This is a genomic window from Shewanella zhuhaiensis (genome assembly GCF_022484835.1).
Lineage (GTDB): Bacteria > Pseudomonadota > Gammaproteobacteria > Enterobacterales > Shewanellaceae > Shewanella > Shewanella khirikhana.
The window spans coordinates 498,092-525,089 of the sequence record NZ_JAKUDL010000002.1 but is presented as its reverse complement, the minus strand read 5'-3'; the positions used below and the strand labels follow the sequence as shown (position 1 = coordinate 525,089).

24 protein-coding genes are annotated in these 26,998 nt (G+C 53.2%); 5 read left to right on the top strand and 19 right to left on the bottom strand.

Going from position 1 to position 26,998, the window contains the following annotated elements; translation table 11 throughout:
* Nucleotides 1-7: 7 nt before the first annotated feature.
* From MJ923_RS07975 to MJ923_RS07960, 4 genes are all read left to right on the top strand, one after another.
* Nucleotides 8-838, top strand: a complete 831-nt coding sequence (locus tag MJ923_RS07975) for a CvfB family protein (protein WP_240590632.1) — start codon at nucleotides 8-10, stop codon at nucleotides 836-838.
* A 135-nt stretch (nucleotides 839-973) separates the two neighbouring features.
* Nucleotides 974-1,624, top strand: a complete 651-nt coding sequence (locus MJ923_RS07970) for a YceH family protein (protein ID WP_240590631.1) — start codon at nucleotides 974-976, stop codon at nucleotides 1,622-1,624.
* Between the two features lie 27 nt (nucleotides 1,625-1,651).
* Entirely contained in the window at nucleotides 1,652-2,491 is an 840-nt protein-coding gene (locus tag MJ923_RS07965; protein ID WP_240590630.1) for an ABC transporter permease subunit, read from the top strand.
* Nucleotides 2,488-3,393: an ABC transporter ATP-binding protein gene (locus MJ923_RS07960; protein WP_240590629.1), complete on the top strand. Its 906-nt coding sequence runs from the start codon at nucleotides 2,488-2,490 to the stop codon at nucleotides 3,391-3,393. The genes MJ923_RS07965 and MJ923_RS07960 overlap by 4 nt, the downstream gene beginning before the upstream one ends.
* 529 nt (nucleotides 3,394-3,922) lie before the next feature.
* On the opposite strand, the gene MJ923_RS07955 is transcribed toward MJ923_RS07960, so the two are convergent.
* From MJ923_RS07955 to MJ923_RS07935, 5 genes are all read right to left on the bottom strand, one after another.
* A complete protein-coding gene (locus MJ923_RS07955) occupies nucleotides 3,923-4,132 on the bottom strand; it encodes a cold-shock protein (protein WP_011760083.1) in 210 nt (69 codons plus the stop codon).
* 279 nt (nucleotides 4,133-4,411) lie between these two features.
* The gene (locus tag MJ923_RS07950; protein ID WP_240590628.1) at nucleotides 4,412-5,332 is read right to left on the bottom strand and encodes a 23S rRNA (guanine(745)-N(1))-methyltransferase; all 921 of its coding nucleotides are present in this window, start codon (nucleotides 5,330-5,332) and stop codon (nucleotides 4,412-4,414) included.
* A 35-nt stretch (nucleotides 5,333-5,367) separates the two neighbouring features.
* Nucleotides 5,368-6,180 carry a hypothetical protein gene (locus MJ923_RS07945; protein WP_240590627.1) on the bottom strand — a complete coding sequence of 271 codons (813 nt, stop codon included), beginning with the start codon at nucleotides 6,178-6,180 and terminating at the stop codon, nucleotides 5,368-5,370.
* 333 nt (nucleotides 6,181-6,513) lie between these two features.
* Entirely contained in the window at nucleotides 6,514-7,773 is a 1,260-nt protein-coding gene (locus tag MJ923_RS07940) for a Y-family DNA polymerase (protein ID WP_240590626.1), read from the bottom strand.
* Entirely contained in the window at nucleotides 7,773-8,180 is a 408-nt protein-coding gene (locus tag MJ923_RS07935) for a LexA family protein (RefSeq protein ID WP_240590625.1), read from the bottom strand. The genes MJ923_RS07940 and MJ923_RS07935 overlap by 1 nt, the downstream gene beginning before the upstream one ends.
* 576 nt (nucleotides 8,181-8,756) lie before the next feature.
* Between MJ923_RS07935 and MJ923_RS07930 the strand changes: the two genes are divergently transcribed.
* Complete coding sequence (locus MJ923_RS07930; protein WP_240590624.1) at nucleotides 8,757-10,733, top strand: NACHT domain-containing protein; 1,977 nt, start codon at nucleotides 8,757-8,759, stop codon at nucleotides 10,731-10,733.
* Nucleotides 10,734-10,743: 10 nt separating this feature from the next.
* Here MJ923_RS07930 and MJ923_RS07925 read toward each other — a convergent pair whose 3' ends face one another.
* From MJ923_RS07925 to MJ923_RS07860, 14 genes are all read right to left on the bottom strand, one after another.
* The gene (locus MJ923_RS07925; RefSeq protein WP_240590623.1) at nucleotides 10,744-10,959 is read right to left on the bottom strand and encodes a hypothetical protein; all 216 of its coding nucleotides are present in this window, start codon (nucleotides 10,957-10,959) and stop codon (nucleotides 10,744-10,746) included.
* Between the two features lie 46 nt (nucleotides 10,960-11,005).
* Entirely contained in the window at nucleotides 11,006-12,835 is a 1,830-nt protein-coding gene (locus MJ923_RS07920; RefSeq protein ID WP_240590622.1) for a hypothetical protein, read from the bottom strand.
* Nucleotides 12,835-13,131 (bottom strand): hypothetical protein, encoded by a 297-nt coding sequence (locus MJ923_RS07915; protein WP_240590621.1) that lies wholly within the window; start codon nucleotides 13,129-13,131, stop codon nucleotides 12,835-12,837. Before MJ923_RS07915 ends, MJ923_RS07920 begins: the two co-directional genes overlap by 1 nt.
* Nucleotides 13,124-14,113: a hypothetical protein gene (locus MJ923_RS07910; RefSeq protein WP_240590620.1), complete on the bottom strand. Its 990-nt coding sequence runs from the start codon at nucleotides 14,111-14,113 to the stop codon at nucleotides 13,124-13,126. Before MJ923_RS07910 ends, MJ923_RS07915 begins: the two co-directional genes overlap by 8 nt.
* Before the next feature lie 30 nt (nucleotides 14,114-14,143).
* On the bottom strand, nucleotides 14,144-16,615 hold the full coding sequence (locus MJ923_RS07905) for a hypothetical protein (RefSeq protein ID WP_240590619.1): 2,472 nt from the start codon (nucleotides 16,613-16,615) through the stop codon (nucleotides 14,144-14,146).
* Between the two features lie 14 nt (nucleotides 16,616-16,629).
* On the bottom strand, nucleotides 16,630-17,013 hold the full coding sequence (locus tag MJ923_RS07900; RefSeq protein ID WP_240590618.1) for a hypothetical protein: 384 nt from the start codon (nucleotides 17,011-17,013) through the stop codon (nucleotides 16,630-16,632).
* Nucleotides 17,014-17,027: 14 nt separating this feature from the next.
* Nucleotides 17,028-20,750, bottom strand: a complete 3,723-nt coding sequence (locus tag MJ923_RS07895; protein ID WP_240590617.1) for a tape measure protein — start codon at nucleotides 20,748-20,750, stop codon at nucleotides 17,028-17,030.
* A 169-nt stretch (nucleotides 20,751-20,919) separates the two neighbouring features.
* Complete coding sequence (locus MJ923_RS07890; RefSeq protein ID WP_240590616.1) at nucleotides 20,920-21,645, bottom strand: phage tail tube protein; 726 nt, start codon at nucleotides 21,643-21,645, stop codon at nucleotides 20,920-20,922.
* Between the two features lie 2 nt (nucleotides 21,646-21,647).
* Nucleotides 21,648-22,064: a hypothetical protein gene (locus tag MJ923_RS07885; protein WP_240590615.1), complete on the bottom strand. Its 417-nt coding sequence runs from the start codon at nucleotides 22,062-22,064 to the stop codon at nucleotides 21,648-21,650.
* A 29-nt stretch (nucleotides 22,065-22,093) separates the two neighbouring features.
* Nucleotides 22,094-22,654 (bottom strand): hypothetical protein, encoded by a 561-nt coding sequence (locus tag MJ923_RS07880; protein ID WP_240590614.1) that lies wholly within the window; start codon nucleotides 22,652-22,654, stop codon nucleotides 22,094-22,096.
* 11 nt (nucleotides 22,655-22,665) lie between these two features.
* Nucleotides 22,666-23,040 carry a hypothetical protein gene (locus MJ923_RS07875; protein WP_240590613.1) on the bottom strand — a complete coding sequence of 125 codons (375 nt, stop codon included), beginning with the start codon at nucleotides 23,038-23,040 and terminating at the stop codon, nucleotides 22,666-22,668.
* Complete coding sequence (locus tag MJ923_RS07870) at nucleotides 23,033-23,356, bottom strand: DUF2190 family protein (RefSeq protein WP_240590612.1); 324 nt, start codon at nucleotides 23,354-23,356, stop codon at nucleotides 23,033-23,035. Before MJ923_RS07870 ends, MJ923_RS07875 begins: the two co-directional genes overlap by 8 nt.
* A gap of 66 nt (nucleotides 23,357-23,422) precedes the next feature.
* Entirely contained in the window at nucleotides 23,423-25,477 is a 2,055-nt protein-coding gene (locus MJ923_RS07865) for a ClpP-like prohead protease/major capsid protein fusion protein (RefSeq protein ID WP_240590611.1), read from the bottom strand.
* Nucleotides 25,386-26,981 (bottom strand): phage portal protein, encoded by a 1,596-nt coding sequence (locus MJ923_RS07860; RefSeq protein WP_240590610.1) that lies wholly within the window; start codon nucleotides 26,979-26,981, stop codon nucleotides 25,386-25,388. The genes MJ923_RS07865 and MJ923_RS07860 overlap by 92 nt, the downstream gene beginning before the upstream one ends.
* Nucleotides 26,982-26,998: the final 17 nt, after the last annotated feature.

Sequence of the window (26,998 nt, the reverse complement as noted above, 5' to 3'; positions counted from 1 at the left end):
GTATTTCATGATCCAGTTAGGAAAAACCTGCCGCCTGCCGGTAGTTAAACAGGTCAATTTCGGCTTTTACCTCAACGCAGGAGAGCTTGGCCAGGTACTGTTGCCAAACAAGTTCGCCCCCGAAGGCCTGGAAGCAGGTCAGGAACTGGAGGTGTTCCTGTATCTGGATTCTGAGGATACCCCCATCGCCACTACCCAAAAGCCATTGGCGCAGGTAGGCGAGTTTGCCAACCTGAAAATTGTTTCGGTGAGCCGTGTCGGCGCCTTCCTCGATTGGGGACTGGATAAAGATTTGCTGCTGCCCTTTGCTGAGCAAACCAGGCCACCGGAAGAAGGCAAGTATCAGTTGGTGCATCTGCACATCAACCGCGCCGACGATCGCATTGTTGCCTCGGCCAAGTTGGATAAATTCCTCGATAAAACCCCGGCTTTCTACAAGCCCGGGCAAGAAGTGAAACTGACCATCGCCGGACGCACCGATTTGGGCTATAAGGCGATTATCGAAAGCCGCCACTGGGGCCTCATCCATCTAAGCGATGTGTTCAAACCACTGCGCGCCGGCAATAAAATCAAAGGCTTCATCAAGCAGGTCCGCCACGACGGTAAAATCGATTTGGTGCTGAACAAAGGCACCAAGGACGAACTCGATGCCCATTCAGCCCAGATCCTGAAGAAGCTGTCCGCCGCCGGTGGTTTTTTGCCACTTGGTGACAAGACCGATGCCGATGTGATTTATGCCGAGCTTGGTATGAGCAAAAAAGCCTTTAAAAAGAGCATTGGCGGCCTGTTCAAGCAAGGCAAGCTTCGCATCGAGAATAACGGCATCTACTTAAGTTAACGTCGATGTTTGCCAGTTCAGAAAAAACGCGGTGACTGTTCACCGCGTTTTTTTATCTGGTAACAAAGTGCGTTGCCTATGGGCAAGCTCTGGTGTCTTTGATATAACAGGTCAAAGATTTACAAGGAGATTTGCATGCTACTCAGCGCTATCGAAGCCAGAATAATCGGATGTCTTTTAGAAAAAGAAGTCACCACTCCAGATCAATACCCCCAGTCACTGAACGCACTTACCCTGGCCTGCAATCAAAAAACCAGCCGCGATCCCGTTATGGACCTGTCTGAATCCGATGTGCAGGCGGGTTTGGATAGTCTTGCGAAAAAGCGCCTGGTAAGCGATCAGTCCGGCTTTGGCAGCCGCGTTGTAAAATACAAGCACAGGTTCTGCAACACCGAATTTTCTGATCTGCAGCTAAGTAAAGCCGAAACCGCCGTGGTGGCCCTGTTGCTGCTTCGTGGCCCACAAACACCAGGTGAGCTGCGTACCCGCGCCGGCCGACAGCACGAATTTAAAGACATTCAGGAAGTAGAACGCACTCTCGCAGCCCTCGCTGGCCGTGAAACGCCGCTGGTAAGCCAGCTGGCCCGAGAGCCAGGTAAACGCGAAAGCCGGTTTGCCCTGCTCATTCTGGAAGAGAGCGAAGCTATTGTCGCCAGCGCTGGCAGCGCCCCCTTTTCTGTAGCCAGTTCATCCCAAACAGCCAGCACCGACAATGATGAACGGATTGCCGCCCTCGAAGCGCGCATCGCCGCCTTAGAGGCGCGTCTTGATACACTCGAAAACTAATAGCTAACATAAAAACAGGACGTTACCATGTCATCCAATGCCCCTGCTCAGCCGGGCGCCCTGACCCATGTGTGGCTAATTGCCAGACAGGAAGTCATTAAGGGCTTTTTTAACTTTCGGGGGCTGATAGCCCTTATCGCCTACTGTTTGGTGTGGGGGCTTATTCTGTATTACCCCATTCGCGGCGCCGCCAAGTATCTGGCCGATCCGCATATGCGCAGTATGTTGACCGACTTGCTCGGGGTTGTCAGTCCCAAATACCTGCTGAATTGGGATGTAGCAGAACTTGCGCTTTTTTGGGTGATAAGCCTCTACTGGTTCCCGTTATTTGCCATTTTAAGCAGTGCCGATCAGTTCGCCTCGGATAAAAGCCGCAAAACCTTCCGCTTTTTGGTACAGCGCACCGGACGCGACGCGCTGTTCTTTGGCAGGGTGTTGGGGCAAACCTTACTGCAAAGCGCTTATATCATCACTGCGGGCGTGGCGACCCTGCTGCTGACCATGGTTCGTGACACCGATCTGGTGGGCGTAGCCATTACCGATGGGGTGCTGGTCCTGCTCAACCTGCTGATTGTGATCCTGCCCTACATCGCCATGATGGCACTGTTGTCACTGTATGCGTCCAGCGCCAGACAGGCTACGCTGTTTGCCGTGCTTATTTGGTGTGTGATTAAAATCGCTGCCGCACTGGTGGCTTATTACGTACCGGGATTGCCTGCCATTGACTGGCTGTTGCCAGGCAGTCAGATTGACAACCTGGTAGACAATACCCCCGCAGGCGCCCTGCTTCACTCGCCACTGCCACTTATCCAAACCGCAGTGCTGCTCGGACTGGGACTGGTGTATATGAGAAGGAGCGCACTGTGAACCTGATTGTGACCGACAAGCTGACCAAACACTATGGCAGCAAGACCGCGCTGGACGCGGTCACACTTGAAGTTAGCGCCGGCGCCCCGGTAGCACTGGTAGGCCCAAATGGCGCCGGTAAAACGACCCTGATGAGCCTGATGTGCGGCTATATTCAGCCAGACGCCGGCAGCATCCACATTCTTGGCTTACCGCCGGGCCATCGCGGCCTGCTTGGCAGGGTCTGCGCCCTGCCACAGGATGCCTTGCTTGATCCCAACTTCACCGTTGGCGAGCAACTGACCTTCTTTGCCAAGTTGCAGGGATTCAGCGCGAAAGCGGCAAAAATGGAAACCGAGCGGGTGCTTGAGTTAGTGCAACTTGCTGAAGCCAGCAAACACAAACCCACGGCGCTGAGCCACGGTATGGGAAAACGAGTTGCCATCGCCCAGGCACTGATTGGCAGCCCTGAGCTGGTATTGCTGGACGAACCCACTGCGGGACTGGATCCCGCCAACGCCCGTGGCATTCGAGAGCTTATCGCCCACGCGGGAGACAAGACCACCTTTCTTATCTCATCCCACAACCTTGAGGAGCTTGAGCGGCTTTGCGATACCGTGCTCTACCTCGACAAAGGCAAGCTCAGCCAGTCTCTGTCGATTAAATCCGACACGGACGAGCGCTACCTTACCCTTAGCCTGCAAAACAACGCAGATGAAGCGTTTGCAAGCAAGTTGGCGGCTCTGGGCGGTGTGGCCAATGTTAAGCTGCAGCAAAATGGCCGCGAGTTTATTATCGGCTATCAGCTTGGCGATACGCCTTACCAGTTGGAGCAGGCACTGCTTGGCCTGATGGCCGAGCAAGGGGTGAAATACCGTCAGTTACTGAACGGCAAGAGCCTTGAAGACAAGCTGTTCTCTTAAATACTGACCAAATCCAAAGGCACCCTGATGGGTGCTTTTTTATGTCGGCGATCGCCGCCATGAATTTAATGCAAAAGGTTTGATGCAAAGGGTTTGCTGCGATGGAGGTGGTGCCTACCAGCGCAATGTAAAACGATAACAGCGGCTGTGCAGTCTCTGGTTCAAACAACCAGCAGCCAGATCCCAAGTGACAGGTTAGCCTAGCCTTTCGAAAAGCAGACAAAAATGACAGAAAACAGCAAGGACTATGCAGTGCTCCTGAAATAGCAGAGCTAAAACACAAGAGCTAAAACCGAGGTTTTGAGACAGAGCAATTCAAACACTGCAGCTAAGACAAAATAGCTAAAACAAAGCCGGTCGGACAAAGAAACTCAGATAGAGAAAACGCAGACAGAGAAAACGTCGACAGAAACAAAGGCGGCACGGAAAGTCGTAAAAAGGCAAACCCTGAAACATCGCAGCGCGGTGAATGTCAGATACAAAAAAGCCGCGGCAATTGCCACGGCTTTTCTTACATCTCTTTCGAGAATTAACCGATTACGGTTACGTTCTCAGCCTGAGGACCTTTCTGACCCTGGGTCACGGTGAAAGACACCTTCTGACCTTCGTCCAGAGTCTTGAAACCGTCAGTGTTGATGGCGCGGAAGTGAACAAACACATCTGGGCCAGCTTCCTGAGCGATAAAACCAAAGCCTTTATCAGCGTTGAACCACTTTACTACACCAGTCACTTGAGACATATGCAAATCCTGTAACATTAAATATTTAACAATTGCCATTATTTGGCGATGGAGCGGGAAAAGCCGGTATTACTTAATGTTTACAGGACAAAACTGGTCGTGCGGAACACAAAATAAATCCAACCTTCAAGCCTCATCGACTATAACCTATTCAAGGTATAAGTCAACATGCCAATGAGGCTGATACACGCATTTTTTACTTAATTTTCTGAAATTTGCCTGAATACGGTATGCCATTTTTCTGGTGCAATCACTCAAGGTTATGGCAAGCCGTTCTATTTACTCGCTTTGTCCGATTCGTTGCTGCAAATTTATCCGAAAATCCAGTTCACAGGAAAATGGCTTGGCAGCAAGCGCGATTTTCGCCTCCGGGCTGAATTTCCAGGCGTAGGGCGTCATCTCCAGAAAGGCGAGAATATGCTCAGGCTCAGTGAGCTCGAGCTGCCATTGCAATCGTTCGCTGTGAATCGGCGCAAACCCTTCGAGCCACTCATCTTTATCTTCGTGCAATCTTGGGGTGTCGTAAATCTTCTGCTTTACCGCAAAATGATGCATGGGCCCTGCCGATACCGTCAGCAGATAACCTCCCGGGGCGACAATCCGGGCAAGCTCCTGTGGCTTGGATGGCGCGTAAATCCGCAGCACCAAATCGAAAAAGCCATCAGCAAAGGGCGTATCAAAGCTGCTAGCCACGCAAAAGTGAATCGACTTATAACGCTTTGCCGCGACTTTGAGGGCCGCACGGGAAATATCCAGCCCATAGGTTTGCACTTGCTTCGGATGACTCAGGGCACTGCTGTATGCAGCATCATTATCAGTATCCTTTGCCGCAGCTTCTGTGCCGCCCTCAGTCAATGCATCTGCCAGCCTGGCGGTGTAATAGCCTTCACCACAGCCAAGGTCCAAAAGCTGATGAATAGGCTGCGGTAAGGATGCCGCCAGTTCGTTCACCCTGTCACTTAATGGCTGATAAAAGCCGGACTCGAGAAACAGGCGTCTGGCCTGCATCATCTCTTTGTTGTCGCCGGGATCTTTTGAGCGCTTTTTTTGCACCGGCAGCAGATTGATATAGCCTTCTTTGGCCCAATCGAAACGATGACCTTTGGCGCATACAAGTGAGTTGGCGTCGGCGGCCAGTCGCTGCTGACACAGTGGGCAGATAAAACCGCTGCTAAGCTCACCCTGTGGTTGAAGCTGCATGTCTGGTTGTTGTGCTGGCAAAAAACACTCCACGATTATTCGTCTGTCGCAATCGCGAGCACCATGGCATTCACGTCCGGCGGCGACAGTAATTCATAACAGGTTAACAGGCGCCTGAGCTTTTCGATGTCTGTGCCAAGGTCATTGGCGCTCGCACCGAGGTGGTGGCGCTCCTGGGTTGAGGCGTATTGGCGCAAAAGCCACTGGCGCCGCTGGGCCAGCATAGGCTCCAGCCGCAATGCTTCGGCGGCAAGCCCGGGGTGTTTATCGGCTCCGGCAAGATATTCGTGCAATTCACGACGAGCCTGTTCAAGCTCGGTGATAAGCAGTGCCAACGAGACACTGGGCGCGCCGTATTCGGGTTCTCTGGCGAGCACCGACTTGGCGTTTTGCAACACCGCCGGATCTTCTGACAGCCTTAAATCAGCTTCGAGCCGAACAAGCTCAAAGTCGCCATCACTTTCAAGGTAAATGGCAAGTTCGTCGTCAAGGCGAGTGAACGACAGTAGCAGCCCTCTTCTCAGGCGCTCAATCAGCCGCGCGGGCGCTCTTGCGCCGCAGGCATAGAGGCGAACTCCCTGGCCAACGCCGCGGCTCAGGGCATGAGTTTTGGCACTATCGGAGACGTCGACACTTGTTTCATCGTAGGGCGCGCTATCGAAGCCGGCCTGCAGCCTTAGCAGCAATTCCCCATCAGCATCGGTACTGACCACCACAAGCTCAAGTAGCGGCGCACGAATCGCCTGCATCAGCACATAATCGCTGACATCCTTAGTCAAACTGATAATTATTCGGGATGACTGACTAACACTTAACAACTCAGGCAGTCGATAATACTGATTGAACATACACAAATCCTTTCGCTGGCGACGCATTTTACTCCCGATAAGATCTGCATTCATCCTCTTTCACCGGCAAATTCGGCGAAAAATCAAACTTTGACGTATATTCAGCCAATAAAACGGCTCAAATTCGCCCAAAGGATGATTATGGGGCGACAAATGATAAGATACGGCTTTATTTTTCACGGACAGAGACTTCCCGATGGAGCATTACATTCAGCCCACGATCTTCTGGCACGTTTATGAGACCATGATACCTATTGCATTGATATAGAATAGGTTTATCAAAAGACACTATCTCAAAATGTACAATTTTATGTACTCACAGCTTGTATAGCACTATTTACACATGATTAACGGCAGATGCCGCCAATTAGTAGTGTATTGTGGGGTAAGTAGCTCACGACGCATAGCCCACTTCTGTTCGATACCTTGAGCTGCAAGAAACAGAGTGCTGGAACCATAGCGATTGTTGAGTGCATCGCAGGCTTGCATCAGGCGGGGATCAGCCGGGGCTGGAGCAAAGAGGTCTGGCTGATAATGTAAGTCACTGATGAGCTCCAGCAACCCGACACCTATTTTGTAGTAGCGCACTCCTGGGCGGTAAAGTTCAGGCACCACCCGACTCACCGCCGATGTGATCACCGCCGAGCAATTGGTGGGTACAGGAAACCTTACTATTTGTTTAAAGCCAACAGGGCGTTCGTCATAGGGGCTGTTGTTGGCAAACACCAATACTGCTGAGGTGAGGCTGCCCTGCTTTCTGGCCTTGGCCGCGGCAATACCTACGTGTTTCGCAATGGCCTGGCTAAGTGAGTTAACGTCAGTTATCCGCTTCCCAACCGAGCGAGTGGAGAATATCTGCTTTTTATCTGCCCTCGCCTCATCCCACTGTTTACAGGGTATGCCGCCAAGTTCGCGCACGGTGCGCTCTATCTCGATACTGAATTGCTTTCGTGCAAGCTGGGGTGGCATCTTCGACAGCTGCCAAGCGGTGCAGATATCCATCTGCTCAAGCCTTGCGGAAATACGCCGGCCAATTCCCCATACATCGCCAACTGCCATTTGCTCGAGTATCTGCTGACGGCGTTCTTCTGAATCAATGACGCATACACCACTAAAACCGTCCAGTTTCTTGGCGGCATGGTTGGCAGCTTTAGCTAGTGTCAAGGTAGGACCGATGCCAACACATACAGGCAGCCTCGCCTCTTTCCAAACGGCACGGCGAATGGCTGCACCCTGGCTGGTCAGGTCTTTAATGGCGGGATAAACGCGGCGGAAAGAAAGGAAGGATTCATCAATCGAATAGATGTGCTGCTCCGGCGCAAAGCGTCCGATGATCTGCATCATCTTGGCCGACAGGTCACCATAGAGCTCATAATTGGAAGAAAGCGCGATCACTCCTGCGCGTTGGCAAAGCTCCCGCACTTCAAAAAAGGCCTTAAACTTTTCGACCCCTGCTGCCTTGGCCTGCTTATTGGCAGCCACCACACAGCCATCGTTATTGGAAAGCACGACAATAGGCCTGCCACGCCAGTCGGGGCGAAACACCTGCTCGGCCGAGCAGTAAAAAGCGTTGGCGTCTACCAGGGCAAACATCAGCAGGCCTGCAGCACTCTGCTTGGCCGGTGGCAACGAATGGAGCGGATCACTACCCCCTCGATGGAGAACTGATCCCACTCCTGAACAGGTACCGGCTGATGGAATTCATTGGCCGACAACAACAACCGGCGGCGAGTGTCGATGAGCTTACAGACAAACTCGCCGTTAAGGTTCGCCACTATGACATCACCGCTTTGCACTGTCACATGACGATCCACTATCAGCACATCACCATCAAAGATGCCCACGCCATGCATCGACTCACCTGCCGCCAAGCCTATAAAGGTGGAGCTGGGGTGCTCAATTAGCAGCTCATCCAAGCTAAGTGGTAACTGATAGTAATCAGCCGCAGGGCTTTCAAAACCCGTGATCCCGGCACGGGCTGTAAGGGGGATGACTTTCATTTTATGAACACCAAAAGCTGTACATTTATACAGTATCGCGTATTCCTGAATAATAAACAACTTTGCAGGCTTAAACACTAAAATCTTCACTATCGCTTTGGTAGATACAAAAAGCCCAGTATTTACGCAAGGCACAGATTGCAGCGAATGGCCCTAAATAGCTGTTCCTAAATGTAGATCACTGACAGCAATTGCCGCGATACGGCCCATTTTCATGTAAATGTGTTGCAAGTCCCTTGGCACTGGGTCACAAGACGACTTGGCAGCGATGACTTATGCCAAGGTGATTCTCATCATGTGTAGTACAATTAGGGCCACTTATTTAGACCTAAGCAAGACCCATAAATAAGCAAGATGCCACTTTAGTAATCATCCGACGGGGTTTCATAACAACACCATGTAGACGTTATTAAACTTTAGAATGTCTAACATGCCTTCGGTTGAATACCTCGGGCTTTTATCACTATCAAAGCCATAGACGTTTGAGGTCTTGTTTCACCTTCCCAAAAAGCGTCCTTGAATTATTTATAATAGACAGACTATAATAATCCAAATTTTTAAATGGAATTATGGACAATGGAAGAATCACAAATAATTTCTATGCTTTTGAGTACGGAACCGTTTAAAAAAATCCAAGAAAAAACATTTAGTAAATTTTCAAGCATCTTCGAAAATCTTAATTTTCATACTGAAGCGCGAGAAAAAATTAGTCAACTAGCACCATTAGTTCATGAAAGGGAATTAGAGTTAACAAAAAAAATTGAAAACAAATATTTAAAATTTAGAACTCTATTATCAAGAGATGCTGACGTTCACATATCAGAAATTTATCAGCCCTTACAAATTAAAAACAGGCAGAGCAATTACACTATCGAAATAGATGAGAAATGTAAATTAGATCTACCTAGAATATCATGCATAATTGGAAAAGCCGGACAAGGTAAAACCACTCTTTTAAAAAAAATATTCCTTAACAGCATCACTAATCAAGATGGTGTATTCCCATTAATAATTACATTAAGAAATATTGACTACGTTCGAGATTGTGATTTGGTATCTGTCATAGTAAAAGAAATATGCTCTTTAGGCTTAGATATCTGTCCGGAGGCATGTCTTCACCTCTTGTCAATGAAGCGATTGAGACTGCTCTTCGACGGGTTTGATGAAGTTCCTGATGAATATGCAAAGACAGCTCTAAAAACTATTGAATATGCATACTACAGTCTTGGTCTAGATGTAATAGTAACATCTAGACCAAACACTGAAATAACTTACACGCCAGGAATATCGAATTTTGATTTGCTCGACCTAGATGTAAATGATGTAAATAGAATAATAATTGAACACCCTAGCATTCCGAATAAAGATAAAGATATCTTTATCAGAGTTATATCTGAGAAAAAATATATATCAGAAATTTTAGTAACCCCTATTCTAGTTGACATATTCTGCAGCACCTATAATTCATTAACAACAGAACCAAAAAACTTGATTGACTTTTATAACCAACTATTTCAATCGCTTGCATCAACACATGATAGGCTAAAAACCTTTTACGAAAGATCAAGCAAATCTGGTTTGGATAACTATGAATTAGAAAGAATTATACATGCCGCCTCTTTTAAATTACTCAGCAGCAAAAATGATATAACATTTGATTCTGATTTCTTAGTTTCCACTTTCAAAGATGCCTGCTCAAAACTAAATTTTGATGCGAAAAATACTCATATAGATATAATAGACAAAACCTCACTAATTAAAGATGAGGGGCAGACACACTCATTTCTCCATAAATCAATAATAGAATTTTTCTCTGCAAAATATATAGCAAACCTTCCAGAAGAAACTAGGGAGAGTTTCTACGAATATATAATTAACTCACGAAACAGTAGATATGAGAATGTTTTGAAATTTCTACACAAAATCGATAAAAATTGTTTCTATTTATACTTTGCAAAGAAAATTCTAAAAGAAGTTGAACAGTCGGACGTTATTAACATCATTAAAGACAATGAAACTATAACTCCGTCCATTGCACGATATATTATAGGAGTTGACCATGTGGAGACTCAAAAGACATCGATAAACCATTCCATTAGAACGTCGCTAGTCCACTTGGTTGAAAATGAAAACATATCCATTTCTGAAGGTAAGGATGAAAAAAATAGAACTGCATTCCATCTGATAAGAATATTATTTGAAGCCATTGAATTTGATACTGATTCCGAGACATTAAAGCAGATCGCAGAATCAATAAGCGTTGAATTTTCCGAACTGGTTTTCCACAACAACGATATTCTTAAATCGATATGCTTAAAAATAGGGCATAGAATAGAAATTACCAAAGACTCAAATGACATACCTTTATATCAACAGAATTGTAGCTATTATAGGTGCGAAGTGTTCAAACTTTTAAATCTAAATCAAAACACTCACCTTCGAAACGTCATACTTAATATTTGTGATTCCATGCACCACCACATCTTAGAGGTTAATGAAACTATAAGATCCGTTGAAGTTAAGCATAAAAAGTTGCAAACCTTTGATTTTTAAATTTAATTAACTACACCTCCGTCTTCCCATGGGGCAAGTCGGGGGCGCTGCCCAGCACCCGGCCATCCTGCACGTAAACATGGCCGCCAACCGTACCGCTGCCGATGGCGTTCATGCCGTGCGAGCCCGACAGGCTCACCACGGCCACGGTGCCGTTGCCGTTATCGGCGGCCACCTTCATTATCATCCTGGGCGGCAGCAGGGTGCGCTGAAACTGCTTGAGCATAGAGCCTCCGGTTAATGGTACCGCCACCAATGGCGGCACCATGCTGCTAGTGTTCCAAATGCCGGATAAGCGCGGCGCTTTGGGTTATCTCAAGGCCGTTGTCACTGCGGCTGGCCGTGATGCTGATGCCATCACAGGTGGCCTTATACAGCTCGGCCCGATAGGTCACGCCGAGCAGCTGCCCGGGTTCCAGCGGTGGCAAGTCTGCCATAATGGGCAACTCGATGGTGACGACCTTGGTTTTGCCACTGTCGGCAATGGCGGCGGTACCGGCCATGATGGCGGCCTGCACATCCACAATCAGCGGCGCCACAAAATCAGGGGCCGGGGCCGTGCTGCCAAGCCCTTGGCGGGCAATCTCGCGGCTAATGCCCTGCTGCTCTCCCCTGGCTATGCAGGTGTTATACAGCGGCGCCAACTGCTCTGCCTCGCTGCAGCTGAATATCACCGAATCGTGCAGCGCTATATCCGGGGTGGCTGAGGCCATGGCCCAGGGCACCACCGGCCAGCGCGGCACAATTTTCAGTTTCTGCTCGGCGTCCTGCGGGATCACCACCGCGCCCACCTGGGCGGCGGCCTCACTGACTGCCGCAATGGGATCTTTGGCAAATACCGAAAACACCCCAGCGGGCAGGCTAAAGTCAGTCACGCCCACCAATTCCGCTGTCCATCCGGTATTGGCCAGCAGGCTTTGCAGCATACCGCCAAAACTCTGCGCTATGTTGGTGTAACTGATGGGTGCCCGCCAGGGGCTGCTGAGCGCAGCTGAGGCGCCACGGCATGAGTGCGAATACTGTTCCTGCAGCCAGCCGGTACCGCTTTGCTGCTGCTCGGCTATCAGGTAAAACTCATAGCCATTGATACTGAGGCGCAAAAGCTCATTGTGGCCCAGCAGTGCATCGCCTTTGCTGCACCAGTCAATGCTGCCATCCCAGGCCCACTGGCCCCGGCGGCGGGACAGACGAACGGCGGTAATGGCCAGCTCGCGGTTATCGCTGACGCGATGGCATGTCAGGGTTGGTTGCATGATGTATGTCCTGCGAATTTGGGGCTCTATCGGAATTTTTAGATTGAGTGGTGGCAGGATTGGCGGGCCGTCAATCAGACCGCCGCCCCCTACCCACTCACAGACCAGCGGCTCTGTATCAAAGCGCAAATCCGTTACCCCAATATGGGTTCCATAGGGCTTATCAAAAACGGGGGTGATAGGGCTCTTGGGCTTGCGGTATCGAGTGGAGCAAACCTGTTTACGCTCTGGTATGCCCCAGCGGATCGTGCTGCAGACACCGGCAGCCGGTGAAAACCACGCCAGCCTTGGTTGCACACCAATGGGGCGTTCTTTTATCCAGGTTGCACGATGTTGCTGCCCGTCTGATGATATGTCAGACCATGCCAGCTCGGGCGCATCCCGCAAGGCGGGCATCGTCTGCCAGTCGCAGGCGCTTTGACTTTCAACGGCCGCCGGACTGTCCCAATCCACCCCCGCCAGTTGACGAACAGGCAAAGGATTTTCCTGAGACAAGCTGCAGCGGTTTTCCTCTGCGTTCGGTGAATCCCATTCAATATCCTGCGCGGTATTGATTGGGTCAGCCTGCCACGCCATAGCGGCGCGGGTGTCGAATGAGACACTTTCACTGGCCAGCAGCAGCTGCTGCTCTGCCGCTGAAAAGTCGGCCCAGGCAATGCCCACCCGAATGCCGATTGAATCATCAACCGGCTCAGTTGGCGTGCTATCACCAAACTGAGGGGATACTGGCGAACTGGCATTGAGCCAAGCCTCATCAAACTGAGGGGAAACACCCGTTACCACCGGGCTTAAATCCAGGGGTGAGGTGGCATTAGGCCACGATTCATCAAACAGGATTGTGACTGGCATTAGCCCACCTCGTTGGCATCCCCTAATTCTGCCTGAATGCCGTCCATAGCCTTGGCGTTGAATTGCTCATCATCATCGACTATCAGCAGTAATAAATCGCTGCGGTTTTCATAGCCAAGGGCAAAGAAGCAATTCTGCGTATGGCCATTGGCAAAAGAGCCATGCCGCAGTACTGCCATGGAGCGCCTGTTCAACACGATAAAGCGCTCTGCATTAGGGTCAGCATTCACGATGGCCAGCTTGGCCATCTGGCGCGGGATAGCTTTATCAATCCCAATCTTAATCAGCTTATCCATACCATTCCTCTGCGTTTACCCACAGGTTGGAGCCGCCATTGTGTGGGGTCGGTATCAAGTAATGCTTGTGACCGTTTATCACTCTGGTTTGAGGCCAAAGCTGGTCTGAGAATCCTGATGAAGACATTTGCAGCAGGCCGGGGTATCCGCCCCTGAATAGCGGGGACAACAGGCTGTCTTTCAGTAAGGTGCCTTCACTATCCACGCCTGAGTTATTGCCTGCTCCGGCGCAGTACAGCATATGCGGGGCGTACAGAGGATTGGGGCACCCCGTTCCGGGCGTAGGCGTTGAGTTAGAATAGCCGATACTATCAAATGGTAGTTTATGCCTATACCACTGTTTACTTTGTGCGCCGGATGTTTCATCCAGCAAGAAAGCATTGCTGCCTGACGATATATATCCAAGCGCCCTCGACCAAGATCCAGTGTTGGCATCGCCCGCCAATGAAGCAGTCATCAAAACATGCTCCGAGACGTCATTGGTATAGGCGGTGTCCAATGCGCCCACGCCAAAGCAGGGATGCTCTGACGTACCGTGAAACATATATGGCCGATAATCAGAGCTGGTAAAAATGTAAAAGCTGATAGGTGTCGCCAGAATAATCCACTTGTTTGCGTAATAGGCATAGAATGCGTTCTGGTAACTTGCGTTTGGCACCGTATTCCAATCGGGATCAAGGCTTGTTACCAACACACCTGAGCGACAAAACATGGTGGTGTTAGTTTGAGTTTCCTGTCCGTCCTTGGGCCACAGCTTCCAAAAGCCGCCGATATGGCCAGGGATGTTCAGTGCCGTCTGAAACATCACCTGTTTACTGGCCTCGTTCTCAAACGCTACCGACCAACCGGCACCGGGTTTGGTACCATAACCATCCACCAAACACTTCTTAAATACATCAATCCACTCAGCAGGCGTACGATTGACAAGCTGTGGGGCACCTGGGTCGTCCCAGCGGTACTCAATGACGGGTAAAGCTGCCATAAATTGCTATCTCCAAGAATGCGCCCCGTTTTACGGGGCTGGATTTGATGAACGGTTGCCACGGAAACCCAACACTGAACGGTCAACCTCTATCTGGCTGTGGCCTGATTCAGTGGTACGGATAATCATGGCTGGCTTGCTGGCGGCATAGGTTGGCCACCGAATGGCCTCACCAATTTGCCAGCCGCCGCCAAACGCCTGAAAACGGATGATAAAATAAGGCTTCCCGGTTAACGGGTTAATGGGGGCAAAGTCGCTTAATGTGTCGCCAGTGGCGATTTGGCCAATGCGTTTACCCACGCAGCGGAACGTGGTTGGACTGCTAAAAATCAGCAACCATTCTTCATTCACGGCGCTGTCGTTTTGCACTTCGATGGGATAATCCACATAGTTGAAGCTGGCGGTGGCCGGGGTGCCATCCTGATCCCAGTTATCATCCCAACTGCTCATATCCCTGACAGTACCCACCCGCGCCTGCAGGCTGCCCAGCTTGTGTACTGAGGCCACCACGGCACCGGCTGGATATGTACCCTTAAGTGGCTTTGAAAGCTGCAATGACTTTTCGTACACCTCCAGCACCTGCGCCAGCTCGCCAATGGTATCGGTGAGCAAATAAGGGGCAGTGAAACCGGCAAAATCGCTGTTAATTGTCACCACGCCGGTGGCTGAGTCATAGCTGTAATGGGTGTTGGCTTCCGTCCACAGGCTCTGGCCTGCTGCATCGGTTATATCGACAAACTGAGCACCTGCCCGAACGTTCTTGGTTTGCCCGCTCGCCGGGCTTGATACCAGCTGCGTCTGCGTATGCTGGATCGCTACCGAGCCCCAGGCGTTGAAGATTGGCACCACCCCGGCATTTTGCAGCCGCAGCGGATTAAGGCCGAACAGTTCAGGCGGTGGATTGAGCGTCACCAATTCAGATACGTCATAGCGGAAGCTGGCCAGGTCAACGTCCTGGGCAAAACTGATTTGAACAGTGCTGCCATTGATACTGCCACTGGTTACACCGCTTCCGGTAATCACGCCTGCAGCATCACTGCTGCCACTGAGCAAGGTGCTGCCATCGGCGGTGCTGACGTTGAAATAAAAGGTTTCTGGAATGGGGCGGGCAATCGACATATTGAATGCCGCTACGTTTTCCTCAGACAGTCCTGGCTCAGCCAGGCATTCAAAGCTGACGGTGAAGTCGCCACGCGCATCAGGGAACTTGGTAGCAGTGCCATCTGCATAGTCCAATTCGACAAACTTACGGCCTGAGCTGTCAACAAAGCCCACCTCAGTTTCCCGCAGCACGATATTGCCCGAACCATCTGTAAAGGTGATGGTCATAATCACGGTACCGATAGCAATCTTGTCAGAGCTTGGCAGTGGACTGCTTGACTCATAGTGGTGGTACCGCAGGCCGGATACGTATTCCAGGCTCACACCATTTATCGCCACACTGACCCCGCCGCCAATGGTGATGCTGCGGGTCGCTGATGCTTTGGAGCCAGTGACTGACACGCTCCAGCGATAATTGCTGCTTATCCCTCTGGCAGTTGGTGCCAAGCCCAATACCTTGTTGACAAAGTCGGTATTAAGAAGGTCAGGCACATCAAAAATATACGTGGATTGGCCCGCCACCTCCGGCAATGAAACCACCCGTTTAATCACCTGTGACGGCACATCAGAGGAACCCTGCGCCGACAGTGATAGACCTGAGTGCGGCTTTGACGTTTTCACCCGGGGAAGCAACTCAGCCACGGTATTTTGTACCGCCAGCAATGATGAGTTGTTTTCAGCGGTCAATCGGGTAACGCCGTGATATTTCACATCGGCATTCTGGCTGGTTAAGCGCAGCTTGGTGCAGCCAGACTCACCGTTGATGACCACATCACGGTCTGGGGTGTCATACGGAATGGGCGGCTTGAATTGCACCTGCCCTTCCTGGCCGCCGGTCACTGTGCGTTGAATTTCGCAAAAATGCTCAAACCGAGGATAGCGGGCATCTTCGTTGCCCTCATACTCAACGGAAATGCAAATAACCTGCCCCTGCACCAAGGTCACGTTGGCCCAAATGTCGCGGTCATTAAAGCGGTACATCGACTGCAGATAAGGCCGTGGGAAGCTGTCTTGACCTGCCAGCAGGCCAATCAAGCCTTCACGGATTAGCTGACCCGCCCGCACTGAGCTTTCCAAAATATCCACCATATCCTTACGGCGGCTTTCATCATCCAGCAAAGAGCTTTCCGCAATCATCAGGGTGACCAGTGGATCTGTGGGGGGTTCGCTGATGAAAATGTGCGCGTCAATCAGGCTTTCTGTGTCAGCCGTATCGAGCGCCGGAAAGCACTTGGCAATCTCGACCGCGCTTTCTGCATGGTCAATATCAGACAGGCCGGGGAACAAGGCGTTAATGACACCTGACGCAACTTTATTGAGCGTACGCTGACCACCGGCATCCGGTGAATCACCGCCCTGCTGCGCCTTGAAAATTGCCAGATTGGAACGGGTGTAAGTCATGCTGATTGTCCCTGTTAAACTGTAAAAAACTTAAGCTGGACTTCTGTCACCAGCGCATGGCCGCCAACCTCATCAAACAGGTCTTTGCCGGTAACAGCGGGGCCGGATGTGGTGTCCCACACCACGGTGAAGGTTTCGCCGCCCCCCAGGTCAATATTGAATTGGCCCAGGGTGCTGTTGGCGTGGGCCTGCAGCGCGGCGAACGTGGCGCGGCTCAGGCCACTGGATCCGGTGCCAATCAGCAGCGGCAAACCGCTGGATACCTGCGCCGTGAAAAAATGAAACGCGCCGTTGCTGGCGCGTTTGCTGGTCGAGAATACGGTTTGCTGCTCGTTGCGATTGAGCCACAGCAGCTGCGCCTCGTTGTCGCTGAGGGGGATGGTGTCAATTTGCTGCATTACAGCTCCTTTGATTAACCGCCGGTCTGCTGCTGACGGCGGATTTCTGCCATAAGTTCTGCCAGCACAGTGCGCTTAAAGTTGCCATCAAACTGCTGATTGCCGACCACCAGGCGCAGGGTGGTGATCTGCCCATCGGATTGCGGCTGTTGGAGCACTGGCGCGGGAATTTGAGGTTGCCGTGTCGGCACCTGATTGGCGGCCGCGGCGCCCGCTTGCTTTTGCTCGGTCTGGCGCTGCTGCTCGCGCTTGGCGGCCTCGGCAGCCTCGGCGCGGGCTTGGCGCTGCTTGGTCTGGTAGATTTGCTCTGCCAGGCGCAGGGCTTCGCGGGCGCGGTCAACAGCTTCCCGGTCGTTGGCGGCTTCTGCCTCAGCCAGCTTGGCTCGCAGTTCCTCTCGGCGGTTTTCGAGTTCTTTTAAAGCGGCATCTTTGCGAATGCCGTTCAGCTCATCGAGTTCTTCCTTGAGATCATCCACCGTATCCGACAGGTCATCCCGCAGCCCTCGCAAGCGTGCCCTCGCCTCTTCAATCCCAGCATTGAGGGTGGCAAGGCTCTGCTCATCGAGGTAGCTCATGTTGTTGGCCGCGATGTAGGCCATGTCTTTGAGGTCTTTGAGGGTGTAAGTGCCACCATCCAAAACGCCCATTAACTCACGCCAACGAAGCGTGGCCTGGATGATTTCCTTCTCCCGCCCAAATGCCTCATTGCTTGCGCGTGCCAGCTCTCCCCAAAATCCGGTGGTTACCCTGGCATTGCGCGCCATCATGTCAGTTAAATCATCAAGGCGTTTGTAGAGGTCTTCGCTGCCGGTGGAGGTGAGGTTGAACTCCTTTTCAAGATGCGCCTGAGCACCTGCAAACAAATTGGTGTACTCGGTGGCACGGCCCATCTGCTTTTCCAGCTGCTCAAGGGCTATCTGTTGGTCACGCAGGGTTTGGGTGGTATTTTCTGTACTTTCAGCCGCTTTTACCGTTTCCTCGCTGTAGGTGGCGGTCATGGCATTAATCAGCTGCAGCACCTTCATCAGCTTCTCTTGCTCGGTGGCATACTCCTGCTGAGTCAACCGACCTGAGCGGTATGCCACATCGAGGTTTTCGAGCTGGGTGATTACCGCTTGCTGTTTGGCTTTAAGCTCCTGGTAGTTGGCGGTTTCGAGATCCTGCACTTCTTTAAGTGCCAGGGTCTGACGCATCAGCTCCACCTTGCGCTTGCCGAGTTCTTCCTGGGCTTTCGCTTTGTCCTTATCGCTGACGGTAGAATCCTGGGTGATACGGGTCAGCTGCTCTATGGCGTTTTTGGTGTTATCAATTGCCTTGGCATATTCGCCGCTAAACTTGCCGGCGGCCTGCTGCTCTTTGCCAAGCTGGCTACTCTTGTCAATCAGCCCAGCCAAGGTGTCACGCAGCTTTTGAGCCGCTGCCTCGGTTTTAAGGATTTCCGGTACCGGCTGCCCCTGAGCCTGGGCCACCTTGATACTGGCCTCGGCCCACTTTTTATAGGCCTGCTCCACTTCAAAGGCGGTGGCGATGCCTTGCTTGGCCCCGTCTTTCACCTGCTCGTAGGTTTCCTGAGCTGCCTCCGCTTGCTCTTTGAGCGAGTTCACTGTGGTGATCCCCGCCTTGGCCATAGCGAGTTCCAGCTCTTTGGCCTTGTCTATCTGCTGGTCTTGGGCGCTTCTTACCTTCTCTGCTGCTTGAACCTGTGACTGTGCGCTTTCGGTGGCGATGTCTGCAGCCACCTGATAGCTCTTTTGGGTGCTGTCGGATACCGAATCTAAAATGTTGTCCCAGGCACGGCGTATATCCTCGCCGTCCTGATGAATTTGCTCGATATAGCCTTCGGAGATAGCGCCCATCGCACTGGCGGCTTCGCGGGCTGCATCTGCCACAGCCTTGCCGACAAAAGGCATGAACTGCACAACACGGGCAAAGTTATCCAGCATATGCTGGCTAACCTTGGCAGATACTGCACCAAGGCCACTCAGGCCCGCGGTGATCCCGTTCCAAATAAGCTGCAGGCTGCCGGCCACAAATTGCATTGCCGACACAAAGGCGCTGATGTTTTCCAGCATGGTTTTCAGGCTGCCGCCACCATCGCGGATCAAGGCGGTGAAAAAGTCACTGACCGCCTGCGCTGCCTGCTGGATTTTGCCGGATTGGTTCAGCTCATCGAACTTGGCATTGAGTACCTGCAAAAAGGTGACCGCCACCTGATAGGTGCCGGAATCGGCAATCTTTTGCTGAAACTCTTGCCATTTGTTGCTGAGTACATTGAGCTGGCCACCAAGGCGCTCAAGGCTCTTTGCGGCCTGCCCGTTAGCCTGCTTGCCCATTTCATCAAACAGGTTTTTGATTACATCGCGGCCAAGCTTGCCCTGCTCGCTGAGTTTGGCCAGCGCTACCGAGTTCTTGCCTGTGACCTGCTCCAGCAACTCCCACACAGGGACGCCACGCTCGACCAGCTGCAGGATTTCTTCGCCCTGCAGCTTTTGCTTGGCCCAGGCTTGGCCCACGGCAAGGATAATGCCTTCGAGATTTTCCTGACTGCCGCCCAGCTTAGCGTTGTAATCCACCATGGATTGCAGGGCGCCCTGCATCGGGTCGATACCAAAGGCTTTGAGACTGGCAAAGGCCTGCTTAACCGTATCGAGCTGACTACCGGTGTTATTGGCAAAGTCTTTGATCCAGGCGGTTGCCTGCTCACCCGCCTCAATGGAGCCCATCATGGCGGTCATTTGCGCGGTAAAGGCCGCGGCTTTGTCGCCCTGGCTTAATACGCCAGTGAGTGAGGCCCACAGGCGGTCAATGCCGACATAGGCGCCCGCCATTGCCAGTAATGATGCGGTGGCCGCTTTAATGGAACCGCCAAAATCTCCCGCCTCTTTTTTACTGGTTTCCAGCAGGCGGTTGTGCTTCTCGAGGCGTTTGTTAACACCGCCCAGGGCAATTTCAGCGGCGGCTTGCTGCTGCTTGAGTTCGGCGCTGGCATCGGCCAGCTCGTCCATGCTGATCCCCGCTTTGGCCAGCACAGCCTGCTGCTTTTCCAGCTCTCGCTGATTGCGGGTGAGACTTCCACCAAGGCTTGTCAGTTCGCCACGGGCTTTTTTCACCTCAAGGGCATAGTCGGCCTTTTTATCCGCTGCGGCAGCGGCAGCGGCGGATACTTCGCGCAGGTTGACGCGGGAGGATTCGAGTTCGCGGGCGAGCTCGGCGGCACTTTGACCGGCACCGCTCTGAGCACGTTCAAGCTCGGTGAGGTTGGCTTTGGCCTGCGCCAGTGCTTTGGCCTGCGCCTTGCTGGCAGTGGCGCCTTCTTGCTGTTCCTGGCTAAGCTCTGCCACCTTGGCACGGGCGCGCTTGATGGCGGCATCGTACCCTTTGAGCTGCTGCTCAGCCTGCTGCCAGGCGGATTCCAGTTTTTCAGTATCACCTGCCGCGGCCTTTTGCGCCTGCTCGAGCTTTTTGGCCTCTGCAGTCGCTTCCTTCTGGCTGCCAACAAGCACATCCAACGCTTTGGCGGCCGTCTTGTAATTGCTTTCACCCTTGGCAATAGCGGCGCTCAGGGTATCAATGGCATCGATAGCCGCTTGCTGGCTGCCAAGATCATCAAGCCGCTCATTAAGCTGCTCACTCTGCAGCGCGAGGTCTGCCAAGGCCTTTTCGGATTTCTCGGCCTCGGAAGAAAAGAGATCCCGCCCCTGAATGATCAGGTTAATGATTTGGTCTTTAAAGCTCATGGGTCACCTGCAGATACAGATAAAAGAAAAGCCGCCTCGGGCTAACCCGGGCGGCGGGTTGGACGCCAGCCCCGCAATGGGAACTGGCGAGCCAGACGGCGCAGGCCGCCTTATTACCGCATAGCGCGGAACTGGTTGTGGAAAGGAGTGCCATCCGTGGCAGCAGGGGTTACACCCTGACGGAGGCAGCACGGCGACGGAAGAACTTGGACTTACCGGATGCCACGATATTGGGGTTGGCGAGCACAGCACCTTCAATATCGAAACTGCCGAAGTTTGTAGACAGCACATCGAGGCCAGCGGTTGGCGATGGCTTCCACAGATAGAAGGTGATCACAAACGGTTTACCCGTAGAATCGTTAACACCATCCACAGTTACAGGTACGGTGACACCGGACTCCACCAAGGCTTCGAGAGCGTTACCGGCGAGTGAGGTGCCTGTAACCTTGATTGGCTGACCTTCGGTAATACCACCATCAGACAGGGCGCGAATACCGGCCGCGCTGGCCACATAATCAACGCCTTCGACATAGGTCTCATCGCCCGCGTCATTGGTGACAGTGACAGCTTTAGTGGGGTCCAGCATATAGCTGGTTTCTGCCAGACCATCCAAAATGGCTGTCAGGGTTTCAGGCTGCTGCGCTTCTGCCGCCAACACTTCGACTTTACCGCGCAGCGCCAGTGCCATGTTGGCGTTACTGAAGGTGTTCAGGGTCATCTTCAGCTTGACGTTTTTAATCCGGGAAACAGAGTCAGCAAGGCCACCACCCGGGCGGTTGCTTTGCAATTCCTGGGTATCAGTTTCAATACTGATGTTGACTGATGACGCAAAGCCCACATCGCGGCCCGCGACATACACGATACCGGCGCCGGTATAGCTTTCAATTTCTAACATGATTAATCCTCAAAGGTCTGGCTGGTTGAGATGGAAAAGGTCAGCACCGCAAGCCCATGCTTTTCATGGGCCTCCGGCATGATGAATTTGCAGCGCTCAAGCTCTTTGAACCCAAACCCTTCCTGTAACCATTCAGGCTTGAGTGGGTTTCTTTGTTTCTTGAAGAATGCGGAACGGATTTGGCGGACCATCTTGATAAGGTCCATGGTTGGGGTTGTCGAGCTTGATAACTTGATCCCGGCAACTACCTGCAGCGTCACGTCTTCCGGGTACTCAGGACCACCTTTTATGTCGCCGCCTGAGTCGTAGGGTTGCAAAAAGATGAATTTGTCTTCACGGGCCATTGGAGCTGCATAAAATCCTTCGCGCACCACGGCATCGGGCACCATTTGCAGGCGCTCAAGCAGTTGCTCAATCATGGGGACCTCTGGAGATAAAAAGCGCCGGGTTATTTGGCTAATTGGCGGTAACGGTCACGCAGGTGCTGAATAATGGGTGGTTCAATTTGGCTGCGAATGACAGCAAAGCTGCCAGCCACGCTGGGGCCATAAAGCGTCTTGCGCCCTTTAAGGCTGCGCCAGCTGTTGTCGCCTTTACTGCGTTCAGCCACCAGGCGGTTGCCGTTGCGACCGATATAGGTAAAGGCACCTTTCAGCCAGTTTGGCTGGTTGCGGATACTGGCAATGGTGACGCCATCGCGCACCACCTTGCCCCCAAGCTTGCTGGTACGGGTGTTTTCCCGAACGATAAAGCGGCTCAGGCTCGATGGCCGGTACCGGCCAATAACCCGACCTTCGAGAGTGCGCGGGTTAAAGCTCACCGTCAGGTGCTGCTCTACGTAGGCGCGTTCCCGAAAGCCATAGCGGCGATACACTTCATCCACCGCCAGCTTGTGACCAAAGCTGGTCGCCGCTTCCACAGCGGCGGCAATGGCCGGTGCCTGAGCCTTGCGGATCCGCTCAAGCTCCCGGCTAACCGCTGGTAATCCTTCTACCCTGAGTCGTGCCATCAGCCCTTACCTCACAGCTGGACAATCACAAAGCACACCGCGCTGTCGTCCATATCAAAGGGGGCGGTAAGGCGGTAGCGGCGGCCATCGGCGGTAAAGCTGCCATCCTGGGCAAGTGAACCGGTTTCAAACTCATCATCAGGCGCCGCGCTGCCCTGAGAGCGCAGGAACTCCGCCACCTGGGTGGGCTCCTTCACATACTCATCGTTAAGATTGGCAGCGACAGTGCGAATGCTGACAGAGCGCACCGTTTCCTCGGCGCCATAAAAGCGGCAAGGCTGGCCCAAACGGGCGAACAGGCGGCGCTCCTTCGCCGCCTGACGCTCGGCTGGGCTCATCGCCAGCAAGGCATCAAGGCTTGGGGGTGAGCCCAGCAGATCAGGCATTGATTTTCACCGATACCAAGGTTTCACCGTTGCCAGCGTCAGCCCAGGCTTTGCCCGCCGGGGTGTTGTCGGTGGCGGTGGTGGTGAGTTCCTGGGCGGTGTCATCCCAATACAGCTGGTCACCGGCGGTCACTGTGTCAGCACTTGCTTTGGGCAGCTCATACACGCCCTCGGCAACAAACTCACCTGGAGTATTTTCGGCAACCGCAGTAATTGCGACAGCCAGCATAGCGCCCGCCAGCAGCGCACCACCGCTGGCAACATCGGCAGTAGGGATCAAAGTGATGGTCTTGCCATCCTGAACACGATTTTTCATGGGGTTATCCTTCAATCATCGGAACAAAAAAGCCGCCAGATGGCGGCTTAGCTATGTTGGCTGTCGTTACACACCAGTGGACTTGGCGAGGCCACGGTGATCCAGCGGCGCCACACCGGCATCGATGCGCACCTTGGTGGCCACACCGTCAACCGTGAAGCCGTCCTGCTGCTCGATGTACGGGGTATCGATGCCATCGAGGTAGGCCACTTCGATAGTGTCTTCACCGAGGCCTGCCGCCACATACCATGCTTTATCGCTGTGGGTCTTGAGGCGAGGCTCGCTGATCACCTCCAGCAGGTCCTGAATTGGGTTGGCAATGCCTGAGTTGGCATCGGCACCCTTCACAGAAGCGGACTTGATGATCTGCAGCATTGTGCGGTTCAGATTTGGCGGCACCAGTGCAAAGGCTGGCTGAATGTTCAGCGGATCTTCGCCAATCATCTGCGACTCCATCAGCTCACACAGGGCGCTGATGGTTTCAACGCTCGGCGCACCGGCACCCAGGTTCTTGTGGTCGGCATGGAACAGCGCTTTGCCATCACTCATCTTGGGGTTGCCGGTGATGATGGCCCACACCAAGTTGCCGATGGTGCGCTTGGCTGCGCGGCCCATTTTTTCTGGTACCGACTGCAGCATGTTCATATCGTCGTTGATGATAGCCTGACGGGTGATGGAGAAAATTTTGCCGTAGGTGGCCAGCATGATTTTCTCGCCACGGTCAGACAGGGTGGCGTATTTATACTCGGCGCCCTCTTCTACCTTATCCAGCGCCTTAAAGCCTTCAAGGCCAACACGGTTGGCAATCTTGAAGTCACTCAGCTGGCCCTTCTTGCAGAAGCGCTCGAAAGATTCCGGCTGTGCTTCCCAACCCTTGAGCACTGACTTATTGGCCACATCCAGCAGGATGTTGCCAAAGTCAGATGTTGAATGGGTGAACGCCAGACCAACCATCTGCATCACGTTCATGCTGGCCACACCGATACCACGGTCTACCAACGAGGCTCGGGCCAGTTCCCGAAGGTTATAGCTGGAATAGCCGTTGTCTTTTTCATGGGCGGCATGACCGGCACGGGCCATCAGGTGGGCACGGATAGAGTCACCCACGATGTTGCCGTTACCGGCGTGGATGATCACGCTGCGGGGCTGCACTGCCGCCGGGGTAGTGCCTTCACCGAGCTTGGCGAGGATCTTATCCTTGGCCATGTCGGCGGTGATGCTGGCATCACCCAGGCACTCAAGCAGCAGATCGTTGTGCTGGGGGAACGCTGCAAATACGGCCTTCACCGAATCAATGCGCGCCTGCGGGTTTTCAATCACCGCCGCGACAGGCGCCGGAGCTGTGATAGCCACCGGCGCAGGGGCTGGGGCGGGTTGAGTAGGAGCCGGTGCGGGTTGACCGCCTGGCAGTTGAGTGTTGCCCTGAGGGGCAAACAGGGCTTGCAGTTCTTTTGGCATATTGTCGAACTCCTGGAGTCGTTTGGGGTCAATTGAGGCGGCCATCTGAATTGGCTCAATTACTTCATCAGCAAGGCCAACGGCCAGCGCCTCATCAGCACTGAACCAGGTGTCTTTGCTCATCCAGCCGTTGATTACCTCATCCGGCTGCTTGGTCTTATCGCGGTAGGCCTTGGCCATGCTCTCCTTCCAGCGGTCGAGCAAGTCGGCATAGTCGCGCAAATCTTCGGCGGTACCACAGACGCCGCCCCAATTGGAATGCACCATCATGAAGGTGTTTGAGGGCATCACTACCTTGTCGAAGGCCATGGCGATCACCGTGGCCATGGACGCGGCAACCGCTTCCACGTACAGGGTTTTGGGTACCGGCAAACGGGCAAGCATGTTGTAGATGGCAAAACCGTCCATCACGCTGCCGCCGCCCGACTGGATATAGGCTGACACCGAGGTGATCTTCGGATAGTTGGCGAGGTCACGGGCAATGCTTTTGGCGGTAAAGTCCCAGCCCACTTCGCCGTACATCACCAGAGTTAAGGCACCATCGGCCGAGGCCTTCATTTCATATTTGCCACTAATCGGTGTCGCGTTGTTGGCGCTTGGCGCGATCATCGCTGCGCTTGCCAGCGCGCTTGCGCACGCCGTTGCCAGAATCGTCTTTTTCATCGGGGTTATCCTTGTTTGGGTTGGCTTGAGCGGGATCCGGGTCGTTTGCAGTGACTAAGCCGTTTTCACGGTTGTAATCCACTTCACGCTTACGCTGACGCTTCACCTCGGATGGCGTTCGGCCTCGGGCTCTTGCCCACTCGGCTTCGGTGGCAGCATTGCCGGCAATCATCATTTCCCAACCTTCGGCCTCTTTGCGGGGGTCAATCCACGGCATGGTGGGGCCGTAATATTGGGCATCATAGAGGCTGCGCATATCGAGTTCGGGCGGCAGGGTCAGCGGGTCCACACGGTTGAGCATTTCAGCCGCCAGCCACTGACGGTACACAGGGCGTGACCAACCGGCGCAAAACCACTGCTGCAGGATCCGGTTGGCTTCGTCCTGTTCGACCAGCTCCTGACGCTGGCTTGAGTAGCTGCCGTTATATTCACGGGCAATGCTGGAGTAACTGGTGCGGGTGCCAGCAGCCGCCGCTTTAAGCTGGCCGTTACGAAACTCGGCCAGATGCACATTGGGGCGGTTACTCTCAATCATGCCCACATCCTCACCGGGTGCGAGGTCATCGAAGGTCATACCCGGGGCGATTGGGATCTCGCGGCTGCCACCTTTATCACCCGAGCTTGTGTACATATCCGGGTTACCGCGTTTGATATAAAACGCCAGCGCCGCGGCAATCCGCGCCGCCACCCGCTCGGATTCTTCGTAATCCTTGATATCCGCCAGGCGGGTTAAGATGCCGTGAAACACGCTGACGCCACGCAGCTGATGCAAGCGCTTAAGCTGGGCCAGGTGCAACATGGACTTGGCGGGGACAGCCTTGGTGACATGCTTAAACCCCATCACCTCAGCGGGGTGCTGTTTGAGTACGTTGTAAGCAGTGATCTGGCCCCATTCGTTAACCGTAAGCCCCTGGCGAATTTTCTTGGCGGCATCATTGAGCTCGAAGGGCACAAAATCCGGCTCCAGGGCTTCAATGCTGTAAGGGGTGCCCTGGGGGTTGGGGTGGATAAGCGCGGGGACCTTGCCCACGATATGCTGGCCAAAGCACTCGCCATCACGCATGGCGGTGCGCAGCACTAGCCGTTCAAGTTCGGGGCGGGTGTAGCGGCCGGTTACATCAGGCTTTAAGCTCCAGGCGGCAAAGCGGCGGACCAGTTCTTCGGCAAGGTCCGATAAAATATTGCCGTCTTTGTCTTTGGGCTGGGGCTCTACCACGATGCCATTGGCGCCAACCACCCGCTCTTCCAAGCGGTCGAGGATGCCAATGCTCAGGTCGTGATTTTCGTCCAGCCAGCGGGCCTGCTCGCGCAGGTTCTTGCCCGCAGCAAACACCGCCTGATTGGCACCACGGCTTTCGCGCTTGCCCTTGTGGGTGCGGCTTGGACTGGCGGCCTCATACGCATTCATTCGGTCGTAGATGGCGCGATATTGCAGCGTGGCCAAGGCACGGTCGCGGGCATAGGCAGGCGCCACTATGGAGATCAGTTCATTAATCCAGCTCATGGATGCCTCAGTTTGGG